Here is a 23,159-nt window from a genome sequence, read left to right as displayed (position 1 = left end):
TATTCTGTTGAAAAACTCTTCTTGTTTGGTGCTGGATTGACTGGTTCAATTCTTGCGACGTTGCAGGAGATTGACCGCGATGATGGGGCCGAGGCAGGAAGCGCAGGGAGCGTTGTTCTACGAGTTCTCGATTGAGGACCATGTTCCTCAGGATCACATTCTCCGTGGCATAGACCGGTTCGTCGAACTTTCAGGCATCCGGGGACACCTTGCCCCCTTCTATAGCTCAACGGGCAGACCGTCAGTTGATCCGGAACTGATGATCCGGATGCTGCTGGTGGGCTACGTGATGGGCATTCGATCTGAGCGTCGGCTCTGTGACGAGGTGCATCTCAACCTCGCGTACCGCTGGTTTTGCCGCCTCGATCTCACTGATCCGGTGCCGGACCATTCGACCTTCTCGAAGAACCGGCACGGCCGTTTCCGAGACAGTGACCTTTTGCGGCATTTGTTCGAGACGGTTGTTACGCGCTGTATCGAGGAAGGGTTGGCCAGTGGGCAGCGTTTCGCAGCTGACGCCAGCCTGATCCAGGCTGATGCCAATCGGCAGAACTCCTCACCGCAGCGGGATTGGGCACCTGAGAAGATCGTCCCTGAAGATGCACCCCGCGCCGTCAGGGAATACCTAGAGACGTTGGATGAAGCCGCCTTTGGTGCTGCAAGCCCGGTGAAGCCGAAGTTCACCTCACATTCCGATCCAGCCTCGCAATGGACAGGGGCACGGGGTGGACCCGCCTATTTTGCCTATTCCGCCAACTATCTGATCGACACCGACAACGGTGTGATCCTGGATGTTGAAGCAACTCGGTCTATCCGACAGGCTGAGGTCGGTGCTACCCGAACCATGGTTAGTCGGGTGCACCAGCGCCATGATCTCAAGCCGGAACGGTTGATCGCAGACACGGCTTATGGTTCGGGACCCATGCTTGGCTGGCTTGTCGATCATGGCATTGCTCCGTATATCCCGGTTATCGATAAATCCGGTCGCAACGACGGGACCTTCGAGCGAGCCGACTTCACCTATGACACTGAGAATGACGCGTACATCTGTCCAGGTGGCAAGGAACTCAAACAATACCGCCGGGCCTTCACAAAGCCGAGGGAACCGAAACCGGACAAGGACGGCATCCTTCGTTATCGTGCCCGCAGATCCGACTGCGACGCCTGCAACCTGAAAAGCCGATGCTGCCCGAAAGAGCCGCGGCGCAAGGTAACACGGTCGGTCCACGAACCATCCCGAGACGTGGCGCGCGCCATCGCCCAAACCACCCAATACGCGATCTCTTGCAAGCTCAGGAAGAAGGTCGAGATGCTGTTTGCCCACCTCAAACGCATCCTCGGTCTCGGACGCCTCCGATTACGTGGTCCATGCGGCGCACGCGACGAATTCCACCTCGCCGCCACCGCCCAGAACCTCAGAAAACTCGCAAAGCTCATCACGGCTCCCCAAACAACACCCGCCATATGATCAAGGTCTCGGCTGTGCAGATATCGAGATCAAAACCGAGCATTCAAATCGGCGAGTTTTTCAACTGAATAAGCCAATAGCTGCCTTTCCTGAACAGCCGAACATTTCTGCTGCGCCAGTCCATTTTGAAAAGGCGCAGCTTGGGCTTTCGGTCTGAAATCAGGCTTTTCCGGCGCCAGTAATCCGGTTCACGTGGCCCATCTTGCGGCCGGGCTTTGCTTCGGCTTTGCCGTACATGTGGATGGCGCAGTGCTTTTCCTGAGCAAGCTCGGGAAGGCGGGCGATGTCATCGCCAATCAGGTTCTCCATGACGACATCGGCAAAGCGTTGACCTTCGCCCAAAGGCCAGCCGACCACGGCACGGATATGCTGTTCGAACTGATCCACTGTGCAGCCGTTCTGTGTCCAGTGACCGGAGTTATGTACGCGTGGGGCAATCTCGTTCACGATAAGACCCTGCGGGGTCACAAAAAGCTCCACCCCCATGACGCCGACATAATCGAGCGCGTTCAGGATCTGGCCTGCCAGCAGTACTGCGTCCATGCGCTGACTGCCTGAAAGACGTGCAGGCACAGTCGTCGTATGAAGGATGCCGTCGCGGTGGATGTTTTCACCGGGGTCAAAGCAGGCGACCTGACCGTCGATGCCCCGGGCCGCGATGACGGAGATCTCATGCGAGAACGTGACAAAACCCTCTAGGATTGCAGGCGCGCCGGCCATATCTGCCAGTGCCTTGGCCGCATCCGCTTCGGATTTGATCCGGGCCTGCCCCTTGCCATCATAGCCAAAACGACGGGTCTTCAGGATGGCCGGAGCGCCAATTTCAGCAAGCGCGGTTTCAAGGCTGGCCATATCTGTGACATTCGCAAAAGGCGCGGTCTTCAGGCCGAGATTCTGCAGAAACGTCTTTTCGGTCAGGCGGTCCTGGCTTACGCGCAGGGCTTCGCGGCCGGGGCGGATCGGGCGAATGGCTTCGAGCGTATCGAGCGCTGCGGTCGGGATGTTCTCGAATTCGTAGGTGATTACATCCACATCGGCGGCAAAGGCTTTCAGCGCTTCGACATCTTCATAGGCAGCGGTGGTGATCCGGTTAGCCACTTGACCCGCAGGCGGCGTGAGACTGGGATCAAAGATATGCGATTTAAATCCAAGACGAGCTGCCGCAACGGAAAGCATCCGGCCAAGCTGGCCGCCACCGAGGATCCCGATGGTCGCGCCTGCATGAAGAGGGTTATTCATCCACCGGCTCCTCGGGAATTGAGGCAGAGAGAGCGGCGCGCCAATCGTCCAGACGTTTTGCAAGCTCTGGATCATTGTTGGCCAGAATGCCTGCGGCCATCAGCCCTGCATTGGCAGCGCCTGCGGCGCCGATTGCCATGGTGGCCACCGGAAATCCTTTGGGCATTTGTACAATAGAGTAGAGGCTGTCGACACCGGACAGGGCGCGGGTTTGTACCGGGACGCCAACCACGGGAACGCGGGTCTTGGACGCAACCATACCCGGCAGATGCGCTGCTCCGCCGGCACCTGCGATAATCACCTGAAGTCCGCGATCTGCGGCTGATTTGCCATAGTCCCACAAGCGGTCTGGTGTGCGATGAGCCGAAACGATCTTGGCCTCGTAGGTCACATTCAATTCATCCAGAATGGTTGCGGCTTCTTTCATGGTCGGCCAGTCGGACTGGCTGCCCATGATAATGCCTACTTTTACATCAGCCATACGCAAAAGGCTCCTTTGGGTGGCAGCGCGCCCGGCACAGAGGCTGCGGGCAGGTGTCATGAATGCGCGCGCACTATAGTGATGCTGGACGGTGGCGCAATGGTTCGCGCATCCAAATGCGGTGGCAGAGGCGTGCTGTCAAGGGAGCCTTGGCACGGGGAGGGCTCCCGCGCCCGCGTCCGTGCATAAAACATGCCCGTTTGGGCCTTGGGCCGAGCGCCGTTCAGCTATGCTGCCCGGCGCGGTTGCATCCAGTCTTTCTCGTCTCAGCCCATAATTGGGTGTTGGCTGGGTTTTTATCTGATGATTGTAGACTGACAAACACCCGGTCGTATGCCTGATCAACGAAAGCAAAGGCGACCCAAATGCGCCAGGTCTCAGAATTTGGAGTGTGCGGTCCATTCTGGACCTATCTGTCTGCACCGATCCGCGTATCCGCTCCTGTGGTCGGGACAGTCTTAGTACTGATGCGTTGTCTCAGGCGATGATGTCCGGGGTTAACCGGTCCTCGATCTGCGCGATGACATCTTTTAGCCGCAACTTCTGCTTTTTGAGCCGTCGGATTGTCAACTGATCGCTGGTTGTTTTCTCTTCCAACGCAGAAATTGCCTCATCCAGATCTCGGTGCTGCCTGCGAAAAACTTTGAGCTCGATTTTTAAAACCTCGTCGGTTTTCATCGAAAGATCGCTTTGCACATTCATTGCGTGACTCTGATACTGTGGTTGCTACCTGTTCATTCATAAGGTTTTAACCGGTTTTTCGCTAGGCCTAGAGGTGGCTGGTCTTGCGAAATCTTTCAAATTACCCATATTGAAGAGGACGAGGCCGCCGCTACGGGGTCTGGTGCAAAGACGTCGCTTTGAATTGAAGGACGAGAAACGTGTCAAAACTTACCTTGGGCTCTTACCCGCATATGCTGGGGTTTGAGCAATTGGAACGCCTTCTTGAACGCTCTGCCAAATCTGGCAACGAAGGCTACCCCCCGTATAATATCGAACAGACATCGGATTTTTCATATCGCATCACCTTGGCCGTTGCCGGATTTGCAGAGGAAGACCTGTCCATAACAATTGAAGATCGCCAGTTGGTGATCCGCGGACGTCAAAGCGACGACAGCGAAGGTCGGGTTTTCTTGCACAGAGGCATCGCCGCGCGCCAATTCCAGCGCATGTTTGTCTTGGCTGATGGTGTGGAAGTTGGGGAGGCCATGATGGAAAATGGCCTGCTGCATGTGGACCTGACCCGGTCCCGCCCGGAAACCGTTGTTCAGACCATTAACATCAAAAAGGGGTAATATAAGATGCAGGAAAATTTCGAGAACGTCTCCGGTTCGCGACGTGTGGTCTATGTCAAAACAGTTGATGTATCTGCCCTGCCGCAAGAGGTGCAGGACAGCGCCGAGGGGCGCAGCCACCTTTATGCGGTGCATGATGATAGCGGTGAACAACTGGCGCTGGTTGCTGATCGCCGCATGGCTTTTGTGTTGGCGCGGCAAAATGATTGTGCTCCGGTCCCGGTTCACTAAACCGATGACCGCCAGTCACGTAATGTAGGCATACAAAGGCGGGTTTTGACCCGCCTTTTTCGTTCCCATAGACAGTTGAACAGAAACAGCGGCTAAGGGAACGGCATGGCAATGAACAGTTTCAATTTTGATTGGGTCGACGCATTTACCGACCGCCCCTTTGGCGGCAACGGCTGTGCCGTGGTGCACGGAGGAGCGCATCTGCCGACCGATGTAGCCTGCGCCTATGTTCGGGAAACCTCACTGGTGGAGTGCACTTTTATTGCACCATCCGAAGTTGCGGATTTTCACGTTCGCTATTTCCTCGCCAGTGGTGAAATTCCCTTTGCCGGGCATCCGACCATTGCAACTGTTGCTGCGCTGCGAAGCCGGGGACTGGTCCAGGGCTCCCTTCTGACGCTGGAAACACAGGCCGGGATTGTTGCCATAGAAGTCCAGGGGGAAGACATTGAGATGACACAGGTTGCACCTCAGTTCGGTGTTTTTCCCGACCCTGATCTGGTTGCCGCTGTGGTGTCGCTACCAACAAGTGCCATTGTCGGGAGGCCGCAGAAGGTCTCAACAGGATTGCCGTTTTGTGTGACGGTCCTCAAGGATCGGGCAAGTCTTGAAGCGGCCAGACTCAACCTCGATGCATTGGAAGAACTTGCTCAATCTTTGGGAAGCAATCGGATCGACATGATGGAGCCTTTCTTGGTGACACTAGAGGGCGCAACTGCGGCAGGGGATACGTTTTCTCGTCTTCTTATGGCTCCGCCCAGCCCGCCTGAGGATCCGTTTACGGGTTCCGCCACGGGGGCAATGGCAGCATATCTTTGGCACCATGGGATGATGGACAAGGAGAGTTTCATTGCCGAGCAGGGCCACGGTTTAGGGCGTCCGGGCCGAGCGCGTGTGACGCGCGTCGGGACTGCGGATGCGATCACGGGGGTCAAGGTTGCAGGGCAGGGCTTTGTTTTGATGTCGGGCCAGGTGCATCTGCCAGACCAGCTTTGAAACGTCACAAGAGAGATGGCCCCGATATGGGGGCCATCCCGGCGTATGTGCAACTCTATTCTGTTTTGGCCACCATGAGGCCGCCCGCTCTTTCTGAAACAAAGCCAAAGACATTGCCGATCAGAAGCGACACAAAGACCATGCCCGCTGCTTGGGCTATTGCGGCCGGGTTGGCGATGGCAACGCCAGTCAGTAAGGCAAAGGCCGCAGTGGATGCGTATCCATAAACGCCGGCGGGGATCGTGGACAACAGCGCCTGATGTGCGCCCATGACCAGCACAACCACGGACACAGAAACGATTGCGGATGTCACCAGAACCGATCCTCCTACGGTGCCGATTACAAAAAGCGCTGCTGCGGCGATCAGGACGCCCCATCCGTGATTGACGGCGGATTTGGTGAGCCCATCCAGGCCGCCACCGGTGTGATAAAAGCTGCCCCAGCCCACAAACAGAGCCCAGACCTGAAGGCCAAACCCTGTGCCCAGGCACAGATATGTGGCCACCCCGGCAAGGGCGCCAATGGCGATCGCTAGTGCGGTAATCAAATTCATAACAGTTCCTCCCAGATACTTTTGACGCCCGCGATTACCAGATGCGGACGCTGCAAAAGCCTAAGCGCAAAGAGGAAGCCCCCCAATGAGACGATTGTTTATGAGACTATTCAGTTCGTGAAATTATCAGAAAATACTGTATGTCTGCGCGCGCGAGTCACAGCTGTCTGCTGGGGTTCGGAGTGAGAAAAGTAATCTTTTACTTGCGCTTGTGGCGTATTTGCTGGCGCGTTGCGATATTCAGAAGTCGCAGGAATTTTGGGCAGTCGAGCGGCTTTGGGTACGGGCAGTCCGCCGTATGACGCAGCATGTTTCGCAGCCCGGTCAGCTGTCGAATATGCAGATCCAGCGCGTCCGCACGTGCGTGTAGCTCAGAGCGATTGCGTTGGGGCTGCCCATCGGGGCCAAGCATGGCTGCGATCTCGGTGAGGGAAAACCCTGCTGATTTTGCCAGGGAAACAACTGAAAGCTGGACCAGGGTCTGGGGCCCAAACAGCCGCCGCAGCCCCTTGCGGCCTGAAGATTGGATCAGGCCGATTTCCTCATAGTAGCGCAAAGTGGACGCTGAAAAACCAGAGCGCTGCGCAATCTCTGCAATGTCCAGAAGCGTGACTTTTCCAGCTGCATCCTGAGAGGCGGCATCCTGTGGTTTCATGATTGACCTTAAGTTGACTTGAAGTCGTAGCATCACGTGAATCAGTGAAAATCGCAGGAGGAATTGCACATGATCGGGAAACCAAAAGCACAGCGACTGTGGCGAGACGGCGCGGCCCTCTCTCTTATGTTGGCGGCGTCCCTTATGGTGATGGGCAACGCCACGCTCAGCCCCGCGCTGCCTTTGTTGGCGGCCGAGTTTGCGTCGGATCCCTGGGCGGATTGGCTAAGCCGTTTTCTGGTGCCAGCTCCATCGGCGGCTGTGGTGGTCTGCGCACCTTTGGCAGGGCGTTGGGCCGATCGCATGGGGCGTCGGCGTCTTTTGTTGATAGGGGTTGCGCTGTTTGCGCTTGCGGGCTGTGCGGGGCTTTGGTTGCCCGATTTACGTTGGATTATGGCAAGCCGTCTGGTGTTGGGCGTTGGAATGGCCTTGATCATGACGGCGCAGACCGCGTTGCTGGGGGATTTGTTTGATGGAGACCAGCGACAGAAGATGCAGGGGCTTTCGATCATGGCGCGCAATTTGGGCGGGTTGGTCTGTATTTCGGCGGCTGGGGTGTTGGCAACCTGGGGCGCGCGGTTGCCGTTTGCGATCTATCTTCTCGCCTTTGCTGCGATGTGGGTGATCTGGCAGGGCGTGCCAAAGGACCGCGCGTCGCAAGTTTCCAAGAACCTCACCGCTTCTTCCGGGATTAGTGGAGGCCGCACTGGATGGCCGCTGGCTGTTGCAGGAATTGCAGTCTTGCAGGGTGTGACGAACCTTGCCTTCTTTGTTATGCCGACACAGGTGCCGTTTTTCCTGAACAGTCTCGGGATCCATGCTCCGGTTGCCGCCGGTGCAACACTTGGTTCGATGACATTGGTCGGCGCGCTTTTTGCCATGCAATTTTCGCGTTTTGCGAGGGTCTTGGGAACCGCTGGAATATTTGCTTTGGGATTTGGAATTATGGCGTCGGGCTATGCGCTTTTGTCCATCGCATCCGGACTGTGGCCGGTTCTGGGGGCTGCGGCTTTGGTTGGGATCGGGTATTCGCTGGTGACCCCAAGCTTTGCCGGCCTCATGCTCACAGCGGCGCCGGTGTATTGGCGCGGTCGGGCCAGCGGAGTGCTGACGACGGCCATCTTTGTCGGACAGCTTTCCTCTCCTGCGCTAAGCCTTCCGGCAATTGCGGCCTGGGGGTTTCCTGTGACCTATGGCGTGCTGTCCGGCGGGCTGATGTGCCTCGCGATTATCTGGAGCGTCTGGGGAGTTAAGGGCGCGCGCAAGGTCAGGGCCTAACGGGAAACTTTGGTTAAGAGCAGGGGAAGCCAGGCCGTGAAATAGAGTGGAGCTGCTTCTTGCCCCAACAAAAACGGCCCGCCAAAGAAGGCGGGCCGATATTCTTTAATGCGTAGCAAAGGCTTACCCTTTGATCAGGCCCATGCTTTCCAGCTTGAGGATCACCTGATGTGCGCAGTTGTCGACATCTGTACCTTCGGTCTCGACGCGCAGTTCCGGGTTCTCCGGGACGTCATAGGGGTCAGAAATACCGGTGAACTCTTTGATTTTGCCTTCGCGAGCCAGTTTATACAGGCCTTTGCGGTCGCGGCGTTCGCATTCCTCGATGGAGGTTGCAACGTGCACTTCGACAAACGCACCATACTGTTCAATGCCCTGACGGACCTGACGGCGAGTGGTGGCATAAGGAGCAATCGGCGCGCAGATCGCGATACCACCGTTTTTGGTGATTTCGGAAGCAACATAACCGATCCGCTGGATGTTCAGATCGCGGTGCTCTTTTGAGAAGCCCAGTTCCGACGACAGGTTCTTACGAACAATGTCACCGTCAAGCAGGGTAACCGGACGGCCGCCCATTTCCATCAGCTTGACCATCAAAGCGTTTGCAATGGTGGATTTGCCGGAACCGGAGAAACCGGTGAAGAAGACGGTGAAACCTTGCTGAGCGCGTGGCGGCTTGGTCTTACGCAGTTCCGAGACAACCTCCGGGAAGGAGAACCATTCCGGGATTTCCAGGCCTTCCGCCAGGCGGCGGCGCAGCTCGGTGCCCGAGATGTTCAGGATGGTGATGTCATCCTTGTCCTCAATCTCGTCGATGGCTTCGTATTGCGCGCGTTCCGCAACCCAGACCATGTGTTTGAACGGCACCATTTTGATGCCCATTTCTTCTTCGTGCTCTTGGAAAAGTTCCTGCGCGTCGTAAGGACCATAGAAATCTTCGCCTTGGCTGTTTTTGCCGGGACCCGCGTGGTCGCGGCCAACGATGAAATGGGTCAGACCGTGGTTTTTGCGGATCAGACCGTGCCAAACCGCTTCACGGGGGCCAGCCATACGCATGGCCAGCGGCAGCAGCGACATCGAGGTGGTGGACGCCGGATACTTGTCCAGAACCGCCTCATAGCAGCGAACGCGGGTGAAGTGGTCCACATCACCGGGTTTGGTCATGCCGACCACGGGGTGGATCAGCAGGTTTGCTTCGGCTTCACGCGCGGCGCGGAAGGTCAGTTCCTGGTGTGCGCGGTGCAGAGGGTTGCGGGTTTGGAACGCAACGATTTTGCGCCAGCCCAGCTTGCGGAAATAGGCGCGCAGTTCGTTCGGAGTGTCGCGACGCGCACGGAAGTCATAGTGAACGGGCTGCTGGATGCCGGTAACTGGGCCGCCCAGATAGATTTTGCCCGCCTGATTGTGCAGGTAGTCCACTGCAGGGTGGGCAATGTCGTCAGCGCCGAATACCTTTTCCGCTTCTACCGATTTATTCGGCTCCCAGCGGTCGGTGACGGTCATGGTCGCGAGGATTACGCCTTCCTGGTCGCGCAGAGCAATGTCTTCGCCAACTTCCAGCGACTGCGCAAACTCTTCGGACACATCCAAAGTGATCGGCATCGGCCAGAGTTGGCCGTCTGCCAGACGCATGTTTTCAACAACACCATTATAATCAGCTTCGCTCAGGAAGCCCTTCAGCGGGTTGAACCCGCCGTTCATCAAAAGCTCAAGGTCACAAATCTGACGCGGGCTCAGGTCATGACTTTTAAGGTCAGCAGCCTCAACTTTCAGCTTTTGTGCAGATTCATAAGATACATACAGCTCGGGAATAGGAGCTAGGTTACTCAATGTTGACATGCGAATTCTCTCATCGTTATCGCAGAATTGGTAAAGGGAGGTGCCTTTTCCAGTTGGGGCATACAGGTAACAGGACGCTGATGTCCACCGTACCAACGTAAAAAGGACAAGATGTGCTTCTGCTGGCCCATCGAGATCTCTGTTCGGCCTTTTTCATGAGCTTTGGGACGAGATTATGTGAATTTTGGAAATTTCAGATGGAAAGTGTTTTTAAACCCGTGTGTATTGAGACGCGGGAATAATGAAATGGCGGCCAGGGGCGCAAAGTTTCAGGTTGTTTGAGGCAACTCTTCACGCAGAACGGCGGCGCTTTTCAGCGGCCAGGCCCGAACAGGGAGCGAAACCCCCCGCAGTTCAAAGGTCCGCAGTTCCTTTCCTGCGAGCGTTATGTTGGCAGCTCTCAGCAGGCTCTCTGAAACCAGAAGTTCGACACCGAGGTCCTTACACATGGCCTCAAGCCGACTGGCGGCATTGACTGTTCCGCCAATAATCGTGCGTGGCGCTTTTGAGCCGCTGCCGATTTCACCAACCACAACTTGCCCCAAATGCAGCCCCATACCGATTTTGACCGGTGAGTCTCCGGCTGCGACAAGCCCTTCGTTAAATCGTTGCAGCGCCTCAGAGATGCCGCAGGCCGCTGTCAGCGCAGCCCGGGCCGAAGACCTGGGATCGTGGGTCTCAAAAATCGCCAGCAAACCGTCGCCCATGTATTTGTCGACGTTGCCGCCCGCATTGGTGATTTCCGGTACGATTGCGTCAAAGAAGCGGTTCAAAAGAAACACGACATCATAAGGTAACAGGCCTGCTGTGCGCTGTGTGAAGCCGCGCATATCCAAGAACAGGATTGCGATTTGACGTTCCACCCCTTGGCTGGCGTGCGCCCTGGTGCGCCCCCCTTGGGGGCGAAAGACGCGATAGACGGTGATGGGCTGGTCCGGGCGTATTTGACAGGCCAAGCGCATATTGGGAGCGGCTTTCGCAGCTTGAAGAGAGCGTGTTTCCGCCAAAGACGGCGGCGGCAGGGTTTCTGCTCCTTTTTCGATCACAACACGACATGTGGTGCAGCGTCCCTTTCCGCCGCAGAGCGCAGTATGGGGAACGCCGTGTGTTTGCGACATCTCCAGTAGGGTCATCCCCCGATCACCGTCCACGGTTGGACCGTCCACATAGCTGATTTTTACAGCGCGTCGACGCAGAATCATGCGCCGGAGCAGATAAACTGCAGCGAGCCCGGCCAGGAGATACCAATAGCCCTGAGTGCTGCCATCCGAAATTTGAACAAGCATTTGACGGGCGGCGCTGTTTGGCCAGTTGAAATCTGCCCGCATGTCCGGCGCAAACCCATCTTCATATGCCAGTTCAGCCAGCCGCCTTCCTTCAAACAAAAATCCCGTCAGCGCAAAGAATGGAACAAAGACCGCAACTCCAATTGCGTAGGGAATGACAGATTGCCACCAATGGGTAAGACGCAGCCAGTGATGTAGACCAATGCAGCCGTGGACCCAGACGACAACAAGCAGCAATGCCTGATACCAACCAGATGTACTGCCCCAGATCAGCAGAATAAGATAACCGTATTCGTCGTTTACTCCAAACAGCTCATGCGCAGCGCGGGTGAAAACCATATGCCCCAAAAGCTGGAGCGGGATCACAAGGCCGAGGATCACCTGCAGCCATTGATGAACCGGCATTCGCAACGTCCGTCTCTGGATGAGCGCATAAAAGGCCAGCCCTGCGTGGCTGAGAAGGGCAGTGCCCAAAACTATGGATCCGACCAAGCTGCGCGTCACATAAGTGCGCGCGTCTTGCATGGCGTCCATCCATTCATAGGAGATCAGCCCAAGGCCGAGATTGAAAAAATGCAGGAAAGCGTAAAGAAATAGGATCAGGCCGGAAATGATCCGAAACTTGGTAACCCGGTCGCCCTGCCACAGTTGTTCAGCCAAAGACACCTCCGCTTCACTTCGTCCATAACTGTGACGGGGAACTCCAAGGGTCAAGTCAAATTGCGTTTAAAGCCTGCGACAGCTTGAAACATCTTGCCCGTTTATCGGTTTGCTTCCGATAGGAATGCAAAAAGGCGGCTATTGCCTGCCGCCTTTTCCTCGGATTTCACCAGATCTTGGTGCCTAGTCTTGTTCCGCTAGGAAGCGTTCGGCATCAAGGGCGGCCATACAGCCCATACCCGCCGATGTGACCGCTTGGCGGTACTTGTGGTCGGTCAGGTCGCCGGCGGCAAAGATGCCAGGGATGGAGGTTTCGGTGGAGCCGGGTTTTACAGAAACATATCCGCCGTTGTGCAGCTCCAGTACATCTTTTACCAGTTCTGTCGCGGGCGCATGACCAATTGCAACAAACACACCTTTGCAGGGGATATCGCTGATTTCGCCGGTCTTCACATTTTTGACTTTCACACCTTCAACACCAACGGGGTTATCGGTGCCATAGACTTCGTGCAGCTCGTGGAACCACAAAGTCTCGATCTTCTCGTTTTTAAACAGGCGGTCCTGAAGGATCTTTTCAGCACGCAGCTCGTCGCGACGGTGGATCAGCGTCACTTTTGAGGCAAAGTTGGTCAGGAACAGCGCTTCTTCGACGGCTGTGTTGCCCCCGCCAATGACCACGATTTCCTGACCGCGGTAGAAGAAACCGTCGCAGGTTGCACAGGCCGAGACACCAAACCCTTTGAATTTTTCTTCGGTTTCCAGGCCCAACCATTTGGCACGCGCTCCGGTCGCGAGGATCACAGCGTCGGCGGTGTAGGTGGTGCCACTGTCCCCTTTGGCGACAAAGGGGCGCGCGGATGTATCAAGCGATGTGATCAGATCGCCAACAATGTCACAGCCCATTGCAGATGCGTGCTCTTGCATCTTGACCATAAGGTCTGGGCCCTGAACTTCGGTAAAACCGGGGTAGTTTTCTACTTCGGTGGTGGTGGTCAACTGGCCCCCAGGCTCCATTCCCTGAACCAGAACCGGTTCCAGCATGGCACGGGCGGCGTAAACCCCTGCGGTATAGCCCGCAGGACCCGAGCCGATGATCAATACCTTGGTGTGGCGTGTCTCAGACATTCGAAATCCTCAAGTCTTAATACAAAACGGGCTTGCCGTTGGTTGAGGATGCATATAGCTGCCGCCTGCGTTTGCTTAAACCCCTCAGATCGCGCAAAGACCAACGTCCCACCATTGACAGAATGCCAGTGTTTTTGTTCTTGATTTTACGGAAAGAGAATAATGCTGCGCAGTTGCGAAATAATATTGCGCGAATGAGCCGGGTTGTTATAACAAACCTGATTTTACGGGAGCATGAATATGGTCACAACGCGACTGGATCCGATCGATCGAAAGATTTTGTCGGAGTTGCAGGCCGATGGTCGCATGACCAATGTGGAACTTGCCAAACGGGTCGGTATCTCGGCTCCGCCCTGTCTGCGCCGTGTTCGCGCCTTGGAAGAGGCAGGCTTGATCGGCGGGTACCATGCGGATGTGAATGCGCGTGAGCTGGGATTTGAAGTTCAGGTCTTTGCGATGGTGGGGCTGGAAAGCCAGGCCGAGCATGAGCTGAGTGCATTTGAAAAGCAGTGCCGCAGCTGGCCACTGGTTCGGGAATGCCACATGTTGAATGGTGAGGTGGATTTCATTTTGAAATGCGTTTCGCCTGATCTGTCGACGTTCCAAAATTTTCTGACGGTGCAGCTTTTGACCACACCGAACGTTGCCAGCGTGAAGACCTCCTTGGTGATCCGCGGTGCCAAGGATGAGCCGGGCGTGCCGTTTGAAATCCTTGAAGAGCGATTGGCACGCGAAGCCTGAGCCGCGATCCAATTCAAAGTCCAATACGTATAGCGTCAAAGATGGAGGCGTCGTTTCTTGAGCGCCTTCCGATGCCAACAGGTTGACATCTTTTCTCCCTAAGAGGTCAGCAGCCTTCTGCTTGCAAAGCGTACCTGTGTCACCCTCTGCCAGTGTCGCCCTCTGAAGGTGCTAACTCCGTTCTGTGAAATCGCATGGGCGCATGTGCGGACAAGGATCACTATCCCGTTATTTATTGTGGGTTTCCGGCCCCAAAGATCATCCTAATTGCCTGAAACAGCCAAAGATCTGAGGTTTCGTGTCAGTCGGAGTGGTCGCTCCAGTGGATTGGGCAGACTGGAATGGCACGCCTTGGACCATATCACGCGGGAACGTGGCAAAAAGTCAATGACCACCCATTCGAGTTGGCCCTTTACGGTGCGCGTCAGAGGGCCAACCGATCGGATATGCCTTTCTGACGCTTAGGCTCGTTAGGCCAATGTCGGCGGCATATCGCCTTCTGGGCCGGTCTCTTCCATTCTCTGGTGACACAGTGGGCCAAAGTCTGCCGCTGTTTCAATATGGGAGAACAGGTTGATATACAGGGCGCGGATGGCATGGCTGACCAGTTTTAACGCACCGGGACCGGGGTGATAGGTTTCAAACGGGAGGCCTCCGACACGGATGACGCAGTGTTGGGAAAGGCAGAGATGAAACATTTCAACCGGCGTTGGAGGTGCGGTTTCAACGATGTTCATACCGTCTAGGAATTCTCCCACCGGGGTCAATAGACCCTCGGTGGTGTCGTCGCCACGTAGGTGAGCAGGGGTACGCAGCAGACGAGCAGCCGGTCCTGCCACCACACAGGACGCAGGCTTGGACAGTCCGAGACTGTCGGGCATAAAGCTAACAAGGCGTTGTTTTTGACCGCGGGCGTTGGGGCGCGTCGGCAGAATTGTCGTGCTACCTTTCCACAACAAGATATGGCGCTTGCCGTCGACCGTCAAAATCTTGTCGCCCGGCAAAAGATCTTCAACCGCAACGGGACCATCGCTTGTGTCCACCAAGGAGCCACGACAAAAAGCGGTGAAGGCTCCTTCAAACAAAGGCAGGGCAGGGGCCGTATGCCGGGTCTCGGCGATATTGCCGTTGGGCAGCAAGCTCATCACATCATAGCGACGAAGCTGCGGCTTGGGCGCGCCGCGTAGCGAAGCTTGGTCCTGAAGCAGGGCCTGTGTTTCAAGTACATTGGTCGCCGCACGTTGCAGCGATTGCGGAATGGTCATTCAGAACGACCCTCTATGTGTTCTCACCAGTTAGACACGGCCTGGCTTCGAGTTCCCCGCCAACGGATCAAAGGAAGACGATCGTTGTGCAGAAGCGGGTTCATCAAGGCATTTCGAGTTCAGATCGACAAACCTGGCGAAAAGGCAGCTGTGTCCAACATGGAGCAATTCTAAGTTCTACGTTAGGAGAAATCCCCTAACGAATGGTCACCGCCGATTTGATATCCCCCATCTAACATATATCCTTGTAAGAGTGCGCCCATGTGGTGGAAGGCTGCGTATATGCGGGAGGTAGATTGGACGATATCAAACGAGGAGCCCACGTCAGGCGCTTTTGCGGATAGGAGCGTATCGGTTTAGGTATGATGGTGAAATCTCGCACAGGGCACTGCGTGCAAACGGGAGAGTGGTTTTGTTTGCACGCGCAGTGGCGATCACGGATTTCAAAAAACGGCTTTTCATGTTTTCTCCTTAGTCCACTCGTTAAACATACAGTGTTTCCTAGGTTATGACTTTTTACATTATCGGTAATTAATGTGCCGGGATTGTGGCTGCGCAGAGGAAATTGCGGGAACGCACTTTGGTTATCCACAGGGGGTGTGGGTAAGTTTAAGGTGCTGGAAATATTCAAAATTAACGCGGCGAAGGGTGAAAAATAAGCGCCAAAGAGACTCCAATTGAGGCCAAAACTGGCCCGAGAACGCCGCACTTACTTAAGTCGCACCAAATTTTATTAAACCTTGAACAGTCAGTTGGGGTAACGCGGAACGGGCGAGATTGAGCCCCCCGTTTCAGAGGCGAATACAGGCAATCAAGCGGCCATAATCCGCCTCACCCGCATGGGTGGTTCTGCGGTAGGAATAAAACCTGTCGGCATCGTGATAGGTACAGTGACGGGTCCAGTCGACCTTAGAAATGCCGATCTCGCGCAATTTGGCCAGTCCGAGACCGGGAAGGTCGAACATGTGGCGATCGCCTTCGCCGCGCATAAAATAACGGGCGTTATCCGGGGTCTGGGCCATGAAGTTTTCATAGAACTCTGGCCCGACCTCATATGCGTTTTGAGAAATGGTTGGACCGATGACCGCGTGTATGTTTGTGCGCTGGGCCCCCAGAGCAAGCATAGCGTCTACGGTTGCCTCCAGCACGCCGTTCAGCGTCCCTTTCCAACCTGCGTGGGCCGCACCGATCACGCCCGATTGAGGGTCCGCGAACAGAACCGGTTGGCAGTCCGCTGTCAGGATTGACAGGACCTTGCCTGGTATATCTGTGACAATGGCGTCAGCGCGTTCTGGCTCGGGCAGGGGGTGATCGGGGGTCAGGGTCACCACATCGGATGAATGAACCTGGTGGACGCCGATCAGAGCATCTTCCGCTGCGCCCATGGCCTCGGCGACACGCGACCGGTTCAGGGCAACAGCTTCACGCTGGTCGCTGGACCCCAGGCCGCAGTTCAGGCCGCTGAATATGCCCGAAGACGCGCCCCCTCGACGGGTGAAGAACCCGTGTTTCACAGGTGACAGAAGGTCCGAGGTGAGAATTTCCAGCGTCATGCTTCCAATCCGGGTGGGGGAGTTTGGGACTTTGGGAACAATCCCATGACTTTGAACAGGTTTCCCATTTCCTGCGGGTGCGTCAACCGCCGATGTGCCGCAACCAGCGTTTCCAGTGCCGCTCCGCTGAGTGGCTGAGCCAGTGTTTGCGCCCGGTTTGTGATCCCCAGCCGCTCGAGGAAAATACCCTGAGGTGTGATGCGGGAAAAGGCGCAGCCTGCTGTCGTAGCCGCCTGGCTGAGGGCCTCGAAATCCACATGCGTGGTCAGATCCGCTGCACCGGGGTCCTGAAGCGGGTCGGTTGGGGCATGTGCTCGCAGGGCCTGGAGGGTATCTCCAAGGGAGCGCCAGTCACCGTAGTCGATGATCAGGCCCGCGCCGCCATGATTGGAAATGCGGGTCGCGATTTCTGCAAGGACGACCGGGGCCGCAGGGCAAATCTCCACAAGATCGTCGTTTTTGGTATCCTCAAGCCGGTGATCCAGCGCGACCTGGGCTGTAGGGGGAGCAAGGCCGAAGGACAGCGCCCCGTCGGTCACCCCAATACGTTTCTCGCACCAGCCATCTCCCTGCCGGACAAATTGTCGAACGGGCAGCGCATCAAAGAACTCATTTGCCACAAGGAACAGCGCCTGCTGAGGCAGCTCGGCCGCATGGTCGCACCATGTAACATCGTACTGTGAAAGCGCGTGTTCTTGTGCCGCGCGCAGGGTGGGTGAGGCCTCTACCAGATGCAGTTGCATCGCCTCGTGGAACTCCGGCACCCCGCGCGTGGCCCGCAGAAGGTCGGCCATCAGCGTGCCACGACCCGGGCCAAGTTCTGCCAGAGTGAAGGGAGCAGGGGCACCTTGATCCATCCAGGCCTGCGCAAGGGACAGGCCGATCAGCTCTCCGAACATCTGAGAGATCTCCGGGGCGGTTGTGAAATCGCCCTGTGCGCCCAAAGGATCGCGGGTGGTGTAGTAGCCAAAGGTGGGATGTAACAGGCATTCCGCCATGTAATCCGCGACGGACAGCGGGCCGTCATTGGCTATACGAGTTTTGAGGTGGTCGAGCAGGCTCATGCGGGGACCTGCTGGTTTCCGGCCCTGCAGGCGCGGATTACAAAGTAGACTCCCAAGGCGACCATCGGCAGGGACAGCGCCTGCCCCTGTGTCAGACCATAGCCGTTGATTTCCCACGCCAGCCCCAAAGGATTACCGGGAGAGACAAATTGCAGATCGGGCTGCCGGAAAAATTCAACAAGGAAGCGCGCGCTGCCGTAACCGGCAAGGAAGGTGCCCAAAATCAGACCCGGACGCAGGAAAGCCTGACGGCGGTACACCAGAAACAGAACCAACGCGCCAAGAACCAGCCCTTCGAGCGTTGCCTCATAAAGCTGGCTTGGATGGCGTGCACAGAGCTCTCCTGCAGTTTGACCGCAGTTCTGCGCTTCTAAGCCTGGAAAGGCAACGCCCCATGGGAGGGAGGTGGGACGCCCCCAAAGCTCTGCGTTGATAAAGTTGGCAAGCCGCCCCAACATCAGGCCTGGAGCAACTGTGTGGGCAACCAGATCGGCCATTTGCAGCTTGGGTATATTATGGCGCGCGGCGTAGATCCACGAGGCTACAACAACGCCCAGAAGACCGCCATGAAAGGCCATGCCGCCCTGCCAAATCCGAAGAATTTCCAAAGGATGCGAGAGGTAATATGCGGGCTGGTAAAATAAGACAAAGCCCAATCGCCCTCCCAAAACAACGCCAAGGATGATCCAGGTGATCAGATCCTCGACCTGTTTGGGCTGCATTGGTGCCGTACCCGCAGGCCATAGTGTAGCGCGTTGCACCGCCATCACTGCCAGTTGCCATGCGATCAGGATACCGGCGATATAGGCCAGCGCATACCAGCGCAGCGCAAATTCATATTCTCCAACAGCTATGGTGAATAATTCAGGTGAGAGGTCGGGAAAGGGGATCAATGCGTGCATATTGGGTCAATGCCTTTGCAACAGGTCCAAAGTCAACGGCTTGCCGTTGGCGAATTGCTTGCCCATATAGGGGGTAAGCTTCACACGGAGAAGACATATGCAGACCCGCAACAAGATCCTGGACGATATTTCGCAGTTGATGACCAATGCCATGGGTGTGGCCCAGGGCGCCCGCGACGAGGCAGAAACCGCCGCAAAGAGCTTGGTGGACCGCTGGCTTGCGGATCGCGATTTTGTGACCCGCGAAGAGTTCGACGCGGTTCGCGCCATGGCGCAAAAAGCACGCGAAGAGAACGAAGCGCTGAAGGTTCGCCTGGCTGCGATCGAAGAAAAGCTATCTGACTGAGCACAAGACGCCTGTCAAAGATGATCTGTTAAAGCAAAGCGCGCCCGGATGTGGGCGCGCTTTTTTGCCTTTGCGGTTCACTCAATCGGAGCGCCAAAGAGCACGATCATCCCGCCCAATAGGGTCAGCACTGCAAAGACTGCCGTGCGTCTTAGCTGTCCGCTTTGGTAGGCGCGCAGGGCCGCCAGAAGCGCTTGTACAGCGTAGTAGGCAGCAAAGGCACGCGAGGCATAGGTGATGATCTCAAACACATTTGCTTGCCAAGTGAGCCAGAGGCCAAAAGCGGTCAGCAGCGCGTAGACCACTGGAGCGGGCAGGCGGTGTCGGGTCAGCTCTGCAACCAGCCCGCCGGACCCCGCAGTATCGGCAACGGCAGCGCTGAACTGTGCGCTGAGAGCGGCTGCGATCAATAGCATCGGCAGTATTGGTGCTACAACCGCCATCAGGGAGATGATCGCAGTTTCCTCCAGTGCCATGGCTTCTGGTGCAAAGATAAAGGTCAGGCAGAGGATATACACCATGTAAATTGCGGTCGACAGGATCTGCGCCAGCCTCAAGGCGCGGATCCGGGTGGATGCGTCATATGTGTCGCCAAGATAGCGTGCAGTCTCAAATCCCTGGACCGTCACCAAAAGGCCAAAACCAAGGGCCAGCGCCCCCCATCCGGTTTGTGTAGGAGGGGACCAGACCAATGTGCCTGCATGGATGTGTTTGGCAAAGGCCCAGATAAGGGCGAACAGCAAACCGGCGATGATCGACAGTTTTACCCCGACTGAGATCTGCTCTAGCCGTTCCAGAGCGCCAAAGCCTCGGGTCCAACCGACAAGCAGAATGATGGCAAAGACACCGCTTGTTACAATACGTGCGTGAAAGCTGTCGCTACTGTCTGTGAGCGTGACTGCAAAAGCGCCCAACAGGTTCAGGTAATAGGCAACGGATACAAAATAGGCGAAAGCCAACATCCATGAACCGACAGTCTCGAGAGTGCGGTCAATCATCGAAGGGGGCGCCGGGGTTTCCAACCAGCGGATATTGAACACAATCGCTTGCCCGAACCCCGCAGCCACAGCACACAAAGCAGCCATGACCAAAGGGGCAAGACTGCCATAGGATGCGTTCAGGATGGGACCTAGAACCAGAAAACCGCTGCCGATAATGGAGGCAAGCGGTGTGATCGTTGCCCGCCATAGGGGCGCATGCGCAAGGCGAGGCCACATAAGCAGCCCCCCACAGAGAACCGTGACCGAAATTATGAGTGCATTCAGAAGCATTGGGCGTGCGAGATCGTTGAGAGAATAAGCAAACGTCAGCTTAGATCATGATGGAGAATGCGCCCTGATATGTGTCAAGCCAAAGAAAAACGCGCCCCTCGGGAGGAGCGCGTCAATGAATGAGCCGTCGGGCGGTGACTATTTCTTATCTTCTGCAATTTCGCGGTCGTAGTCCAGACGCTCTGCAGCTTGCAGCGTCAGGATTTGGAAAAGGCGGGAGGCCTCGTCATCTGACCCGACCGGCGCGCCGCCGTCAGCTCCACCGCCGCCGCCAAAGACGTAGGTCGGCACGTTCCGCTTGGCAAACGCATCGGCCCAAAGGCGCTGAATCTCAACCTCGGCGTCAAGCTTCTGCGCCAACGCGTTGTCAGCTTCCAGGATCTGGCGCTTGGCGTAGGCTTCAGCGTCAGCGGCAACTTGCACAGCCTCCGCGTCAATCCGGGCTTTCTCCAGCAGAATCTCGGACTGTTCCTTGGCAATGCGGGCGGCTTCTCTTTCCCGCTCAGCTGCGGTGATGGCCAGTTGCTTTTCCGTCTCTGCGTCCGTGGTGCGTTCGATCTGGATGACCTTGGCCGAGGCCTGGCGTTCAGCAACTTCGCGTTCACCGCGTGCAACGGCGAGCAGCTTTTGCTCTTCTTCCTGGATGCGCTGTTCACGGGCGATGGCGCGATCAGCCGCTGCCTGCTGGCGCAGGGCCATGCGATCCTTGAATTTCTGATTCGGGTTTACATCGGTCACACGAGCCGAGGTGACGGTAATCCCAAATTTCGTAAAGCTCTGGGCCTTGCGACGCGGTTGGCCTGTGTCATCCAGCAGCTTTTGGACCACAAAGACAGTTTTTGTATCTTCGCCAAACTCTTCCTGGTCGGTTCCAAGTGCCGCATTTGCAGACCCTGTGCGGTTTTGATCCGTTGGCACTTTCTGTTCGATCCGACGCACCAGATAAATACCGTCTTCCATCTGGCGCTGAAATTCATTGTTGAATTCGGTTTTGCCGCCTTGGAAGTAATCTTCAGCTGACATCAATGCTGCATTTGCACCCAGCGTTTCTTCAAACGCGGGCACCAATTCGGTGCGCAACAGGTTTTCCGGGGTCCGGTACTGACGTGCCAATCGCAGGAAGGCGTCCTGGTCCGACGGGAGCTCAAAGCGGGCTGTGGCTGATACCAAAGCATCCACTTGATCCAGAAACACCAGAGATTTTGGCATGAGGTTAGCGCTCATCTGCGAACTGTCCTGCTCGGCACGGACATCGCCTTGACCGGTTGTTGAGGCTTGCACGGACATCGCGTTTTTCCAGGCGTTGTAGCGGCCAAAGAGATAGGTGTTGTATCCGGTGTCGGATACCATTTTCTCTTCGCCCAGAATGGTGCGAACGTGGTATTTAAAGCCGGGCTCTGCATAGAAAAACATGCCGTTGAAGGTGGAGACCGTAAACAGCAGAAGGCCCGCAGCTTTGAGCCCGTGGCCCGCAAAGCTAACCAGCCCATCCAGGTTTTTCTTTTCGTGAAAATCAAAAGCACGCCGAAGGGCAAAGCCAGAGGCGACAATGAACAGGCCAAGGATTGGTAAGAATAGCATGGGTTACCTCATTGATAATGATTCAAAAAATACATGATTTTATTCCTGTGTAGAACTGATCATGTGTTTGGAATTAATTAAGTCTCTATTGGGGTTTTTAATCTTATGCGGCTGTCTGTCGGTGCTGTGCGTTAGCGGCATGTCTCGCTTGGGCTCTATTTCGGCGGCACCTTGTCTTTATTTTGCGGCAGGAATGCGACGAAATATCGTTCAGGTCAACCGATTTAGGATTTCCTGATGTTGGAGCATGGAGCACGCGTTGGGGCAGTGCGGCCAGTTCCGTAAAGAGCATTTCCTGATGAAGCTGTCGTGGAAGTCTTTTTTGTTTCGCCCGGTAGGAAATGCCCTATTCCAACTGAACATTGAATGCCCTTGGCAAACTCCGGTTCCGAAGGTTGATCGAATCTTGCCATGTCAGCCCTGTTGAGGATCCAGGAAAATGGCCGACGTTCTGTGCTGGCCCGGTTTGAAGACCGATCGCCAGGTAGAGGTGATGGGCAGGCCTGCCACCCTCAGCCCCTATTTGAAGCAATCGCTAAAGCAATGTGATGACGGGATTTTCAGATTGTGCGCATTCGCGCGGTCTGACAAGAAGCGGGACGATATTTTGCGCATCAGGGCATGTCGTCCACAAGTTATTGCAGTTATCCCCAAATAAAGGGTTGCCAGAAAGCGTTTGGGGCTTCACCATATCTTGTAGGGAGGCGGTATTCTGCCCCTTCCTATTGAGCAGAAAGCTAATGATTGGGGTGCTGCCACGCCCAATGGTTAGGAGCGAAAGAGGTGGACCCATGTCCCTTTCCGAGCAACAACTTTTCGAAGAAGCCCATCCGATTGATATTGTCGAACATCTTGCGTCGCATCACGACTGGGATTTCGATCGTATCGCAGATGACCAGATCGCTATGGCGGTGGAAGGCCAATGGCGGACGTATTCATTGACTTTGGCCTGGTCGGATTATGAAGAGACCCTGCGTATGGTCTGCAGCTTTGAAATGGACCCACCGCAGGACAAACTGCCGGGTCTTTATGAGCTGATCAACAAGATGAACGATCAGTGTTGGACCGGCTCCTTCACGTATTGGCCAGACCACAAGCTGATGCTGTATCGCTACGGTCTGTTGCTCAGCGGCGGCCAGACTGTGACACCGCAGCAGATCGACAGTCTGATGAATATGGCGGTCGCCAATTGCGAGCGTTATTATCCGGCGATCCAATTGAATATCTGGGGGGAACGTTCACCTGAAGACGCGATGCAAGTCGCCATTGCAGAGGCCTACGGGCGGGCGTAAAGATTTGCCCCAAACCAGAACACGGACGGAGAGGGGGC

22 protein-coding genes are annotated in these 23,159 nt (G+C 56.0%); 8 read left to right on the top strand and 14 right to left on the bottom strand.

Annotated elements, in window-relative coordinates:
- The first annotated feature begins 79 nt into the window (after positions 1–79).
- The gene (locus tag ACXAEW_RS19815; RefSeq protein WP_474940964.1) at positions 80–1,468 is read left to right on the top strand and encodes a transposase; all 1,389 of its coding nucleotides are present in this window, start codon (positions 80–82) and stop codon (positions 1,466–1,468) included.
- 159 nt (positions 1,469–1,627) lie between these two features.
- On the opposite strand, the gene ACXAEW_RS19810 is transcribed toward ACXAEW_RS19815, so the two are convergent.
- The 3 genes from ACXAEW_RS19810 to ACXAEW_RS19800 form a co-directional block, all read right to left on the bottom strand.
- Entirely contained in the window at positions 1,628–2,707 is a 1,080-nt protein-coding gene (locus tag ACXAEW_RS19810; RefSeq protein WP_474942970.1) for a 5-(carboxyamino)imidazole ribonucleotide synthase, read from the bottom strand.
- Positions 2,700–3,188 carry a 5-(carboxyamino)imidazole ribonucleotide mutase gene (purE, locus tag ACXAEW_RS19805; RefSeq protein ID WP_474942969.1) on the bottom strand — a complete coding sequence of 163 codons (489 nt, stop codon included), beginning with the start codon at positions 3,186–3,188 and terminating at the stop codon, positions 2,700–2,702. Before purE ends, ACXAEW_RS19810 begins: the two co-directional genes overlap by 8 nt.
- Positions 3,189–3,665: 477 nt before the next feature.
- Positions 3,666–3,890, bottom strand: a complete 225-nt coding sequence (locus ACXAEW_RS19800) for a YdcH family protein (RefSeq protein WP_474942968.1) — start codon at positions 3,888–3,890, stop codon at positions 3,666–3,668.
- 179 nt (positions 3,891–4,069) lie between these two features.
- Here ACXAEW_RS19800 and ACXAEW_RS19795 point away from each other — a divergent pair, with 179 nt between their 5' ends.
- The 3 genes from ACXAEW_RS19795 (at position 4,070) to ACXAEW_RS19785 (ending at position 5,710) form a co-directional block, all read left to right on the top strand.
- Positions 4,070–4,483 (top strand): Hsp20 family protein, encoded by a 414-nt coding sequence (locus ACXAEW_RS19795; protein ID WP_474942967.1) that lies wholly within the window; start codon positions 4,070–4,072, stop codon positions 4,481–4,483.
- Positions 4,484–4,489: 6 nt separating this feature from the next.
- Positions 4,490–4,714: a DUF1150 family protein gene (locus tag ACXAEW_RS19790; protein WP_474942966.1), complete on the top strand. Its 225-nt coding sequence runs from the start codon at positions 4,490–4,492 to the stop codon at positions 4,712–4,714.
- Between the two features lie 111 nt (positions 4,715–4,825).
- Positions 4,826–5,710: a PhzF family phenazine biosynthesis protein gene (locus tag ACXAEW_RS19785; RefSeq protein WP_474943075.1), complete on the top strand. Its 885-nt coding sequence runs from the start codon at positions 4,826–4,828 to the stop codon at positions 5,708–5,710.
- 55 nt (positions 5,711–5,765) lie between these two features.
- Here the strand turns inward: ACXAEW_RS19785 and ACXAEW_RS19780 are convergent, their stop codons facing one another.
- Both ACXAEW_RS19780 and ACXAEW_RS19775 read right to left on the bottom strand, forming a co-directional pair.
- Entirely contained in the window at positions 5,766–6,263 is a 498-nt protein-coding gene (locus tag ACXAEW_RS19780; RefSeq protein ID WP_474942965.1) for a DUF1097 domain-containing protein, read from the bottom strand.
- 199 nt (positions 6,264–6,462) lie between these two features.
- Positions 6,463–6,918, bottom strand: a complete 456-nt coding sequence (locus ACXAEW_RS19775; RefSeq protein WP_474942964.1) for a helix-turn-helix domain-containing protein — start codon at positions 6,916–6,918, stop codon at positions 6,463–6,465.
- Positions 6,919–6,987: 69 nt separating this feature from the next.
- Between ACXAEW_RS19775 and ACXAEW_RS19770 the strand changes: the two genes are divergently transcribed.
- Entirely contained in the window at positions 6,988–8,196 is a 1,209-nt protein-coding gene (locus ACXAEW_RS19770) for an MFS transporter (RefSeq protein WP_474942963.1), read from the top strand.
- 123 nt (positions 8,197–8,319) lie between these two features.
- Here ACXAEW_RS19770 and ACXAEW_RS19765 read toward each other — a convergent pair whose 3' ends face one another.
- The 3 genes from ACXAEW_RS19765 to trxB form a co-directional block, all read right to left on the bottom strand.
- On the bottom strand, positions 8,320–10,035 hold the full coding sequence (locus tag ACXAEW_RS19765) for a bifunctional sulfate adenylyltransferase/adenylylsulfate kinase (RefSeq protein ID WP_474942962.1): 1,716 nt from the start codon (positions 10,033–10,035) through the stop codon (positions 8,320–8,322).
- Positions 10,036–10,304: 269 nt separating this feature from the next.
- Positions 10,305–11,981, bottom strand: a complete 1,677-nt coding sequence (locus ACXAEW_RS19760) for an adenylate/guanylate cyclase domain-containing protein (RefSeq protein WP_474942961.1) — start codon at positions 11,979–11,981, stop codon at positions 10,305–10,307.
- 183 nt (positions 11,982–12,164) lie between these two features.
- Positions 12,165–13,106, bottom strand: a complete 942-nt coding sequence (gene trxB, locus ACXAEW_RS19755; protein ID WP_474942960.1) for a thioredoxin-disulfide reductase — start codon at positions 13,104–13,106, stop codon at positions 12,165–12,167.
- Positions 13,107–13,346: 240 nt separating this feature from the next.
- Here trxB and ACXAEW_RS19750 point away from each other — a divergent pair, with 240 nt between their 5' ends.
- Positions 13,347–13,847, top strand: coding sequence for an Lrp/AsnC family transcriptional regulator (locus tag ACXAEW_RS19750; RefSeq protein ID WP_474942959.1), 501 nt, complete (start codon positions 13,347–13,349; stop codon positions 13,845–13,847).
- 470 nt (positions 13,848–14,317) lie between these two features.
- Here ACXAEW_RS19750 and ACXAEW_RS19745 read toward each other — a convergent pair whose 3' ends face one another.
- The 4 genes from ACXAEW_RS19745 to lgt all read right to left on the bottom strand — a co-directional run bounded on the left by ACXAEW_RS19745 (position 14,318) and on the right by lgt (position 18,631).
- Complete coding sequence (locus tag ACXAEW_RS19745) at positions 14,318–15,112, bottom strand: Hint domain-containing protein (protein ID WP_474942958.1); 795 nt, start codon at positions 15,110–15,112, stop codon at positions 14,318–14,320.
- 791 nt (positions 15,113–15,903) lie between these two features.
- Complete coding sequence (gene pgeF, locus ACXAEW_RS19740) at positions 15,904–16,665, bottom strand: peptidoglycan editing factor PgeF (RefSeq protein ID WP_474942957.1); 762 nt, start codon at positions 16,663–16,665, stop codon at positions 15,904–15,906.
- On the bottom strand, positions 16,662–17,729 hold the full coding sequence (locus tag ACXAEW_RS19735) for a class I SAM-dependent methyltransferase (protein WP_474942956.1): 1,068 nt from the start codon (positions 17,727–17,729) through the stop codon (positions 16,662–16,664). Before ACXAEW_RS19735 ends, pgeF begins: the two co-directional genes overlap by 4 nt.
- Positions 17,726–18,631 (bottom strand): prolipoprotein diacylglyceryl transferase, encoded by a 906-nt coding sequence (lgt, locus tag ACXAEW_RS19730; RefSeq protein WP_474942955.1) that lies wholly within the window; start codon positions 18,629–18,631, stop codon positions 17,726–17,728. The genes ACXAEW_RS19735 and lgt overlap by 4 nt, the downstream gene beginning before the upstream one ends.
- A 97-nt stretch (positions 18,632–18,728) precedes the next feature.
- On the opposite strand from lgt, the gene ACXAEW_RS19725 reads away from it, so the two are divergent.
- On the top strand, positions 18,729–18,977 hold the full coding sequence (locus ACXAEW_RS19725) for an accessory factor UbiK family protein (RefSeq protein ID WP_474942954.1): 249 nt from the start codon (positions 18,729–18,731) through the stop codon (positions 18,975–18,977).
- Positions 18,978–19,054: 77 nt separating this feature from the next.
- Here ACXAEW_RS19725 and ACXAEW_RS19720 read toward each other — a convergent pair whose 3' ends face one another.
- Both ACXAEW_RS19720 and ACXAEW_RS19715 read right to left on the bottom strand, forming a co-directional pair.
- Complete coding sequence (locus tag ACXAEW_RS19720; RefSeq protein ID WP_474942953.1) at positions 19,055–20,194, bottom strand: APC family permease; 1,140 nt, start codon at positions 20,192–20,194, stop codon at positions 19,055–19,057.
- 192 nt (positions 20,195–20,386) lie between these two features.
- Positions 20,387–21,829: an SPFH domain-containing protein gene (locus ACXAEW_RS19715; RefSeq protein ID WP_474942952.1), complete on the bottom strand. Its 1,443-nt coding sequence runs from the start codon at positions 21,827–21,829 to the stop codon at positions 20,387–20,389.
- 791 nt (positions 21,830–22,620) lie between these two features.
- Here ACXAEW_RS19715 and ACXAEW_RS19710 point away from each other — a divergent pair.
- Complete coding sequence (locus tag ACXAEW_RS19710) at positions 22,621–23,121, top strand: type III secretion system chaperone family protein (RefSeq protein WP_474942951.1); 501 nt, start codon at positions 22,621–22,623, stop codon at positions 23,119–23,121.
- The last annotated feature ends 38 nt before the right edge of the window (positions 23,122–23,159 follow it).

This window comes from Epibacterium sp. ABZ3_068 (assembly GCF_056159265.1).
The sequence above is the reverse complement of the archived record's forward strand: the minus strand, read 5'-3'. Positions and strand labels throughout refer to the sequence as shown.

What these genes read in the sequence shown, in the direction of transcription:
- ACXAEW_RS19815 (WP_474940964.1), top strand. Translation starts at nt 80, where the DNA reads ATGATGGGGCCGAGGCAGGAAGCGCAGGGAGCGTTGTTCTACGAGTTC.
- ACXAEW_RS19810 (WP_474942970.1), bottom strand. Translation starts at nt 2,707, where the DNA reads ATGAATAACCCTCTTCATGCAGGCGCGACCATCGGGATCCTCGGTGGC.
- purE (WP_474942969.1), bottom strand. Translation starts at nt 3,188, where the DNA reads ATGGCTGATGTAAAAGTAGGCATTATCATGGGCAGCCAGTCCGACTGG.
- ACXAEW_RS19800 (WP_474942968.1), bottom strand. Translation starts at nt 3,890, where the DNA reads ATGAATGTGCAAAGCGATCTTTCGATGAAAACCGACGAGGTTTTAAAA.
- ACXAEW_RS19790 (WP_474942966.1), top strand. Translation starts at nt 4,490, where the DNA reads ATGCAGGAAAATTTCGAGAACGTCTCCGGTTCGCGACGTGTGGTCTAT.
- ACXAEW_RS19785 (WP_474943075.1), top strand. Translation starts at nt 4,826, where the DNA reads ATGAACAGTTTCAATTTTGATTGGGTCGACGCATTTACCGACCGCCCC.
- ACXAEW_RS19780 (WP_474942965.1), bottom strand. Translation starts at nt 6,263, where the DNA reads ATGAATTTGATTACCGCACTAGCGATCGCCATTGGCGCCCTTGCCGGG.
- ACXAEW_RS19775 (WP_474942964.1), bottom strand. Translation starts at nt 6,918, where the DNA reads ATGAAACCACAGGATGCCGCCTCTCAGGATGCAGCTGGAAAAGTCACG.
- ACXAEW_RS19770 (WP_474942963.1), top strand. Translation starts at nt 6,988, where the DNA reads ATGATCGGGAAACCAAAAGCACAGCGACTGTGGCGAGACGGCGCGGCC.
- ACXAEW_RS19765 (WP_474942962.1), bottom strand. Translation starts at nt 10,035, where the DNA reads ATGTCAACATTGAGTAACCTAGCTCCTATTCCCGAGCTGTATGTATCT.
- trxB (WP_474942960.1), bottom strand. Translation starts at nt 13,106, where the DNA reads ATGTCTGAGACACGCCACACCAAGGTATTGATCATCGGCTCGGGTCCT.
- ACXAEW_RS19750 (WP_474942959.1), top strand. Translation starts at nt 13,347, where the DNA reads ATGGTCACAACGCGACTGGATCCGATCGATCGAAAGATTTTGTCGGAG.
- ACXAEW_RS19745 (WP_474942958.1), bottom strand. Translation starts at nt 15,112, where the DNA reads ATGACCATTCCGCAATCGCTGCAACGTGCGGCGACCAATGTACTTGAA.
- pgeF (WP_474942957.1), bottom strand. Translation starts at nt 16,665, where the DNA reads ATGACGCTGGAAATTCTCACCTCGGACCTTCTGTCACCTGTGAAACAC.
- ACXAEW_RS19735 (WP_474942956.1), bottom strand. Translation starts at nt 17,729, where the DNA reads ATGAGCCTGCTCGACCACCTCAAAACTCGTATAGCCAATGACGGCCCG.
- lgt (WP_474942955.1), bottom strand. Translation starts at nt 18,631, where the DNA reads ATGCACGCATTGATCCCCTTTCCCGACCTCTCACCTGAATTATTCACC.
- ACXAEW_RS19725 (WP_474942954.1), top strand. Translation starts at nt 18,729, where the DNA reads ATGCAGACCCGCAACAAGATCCTGGACGATATTTCGCAGTTGATGACC.
- ACXAEW_RS19720 (WP_474942953.1), bottom strand. Translation starts at nt 20,194, where the DNA reads ATGTGGCCTCGCCTTGCGCATGCGCCCCTATGGCGGGCAACGATCACA.
- ACXAEW_RS19715 (WP_474942952.1), bottom strand. Translation starts at nt 21,829, where the DNA reads ATGCTATTCTTACCAATCCTTGGCCTGTTCATTGTCGCCTCTGGCTTT.
- ACXAEW_RS19710 (WP_474942951.1), top strand. Translation starts at nt 22,621, where the DNA reads ATGTCCCTTTCCGAGCAACAACTTTTCGAAGAAGCCCATCCGATTGAT.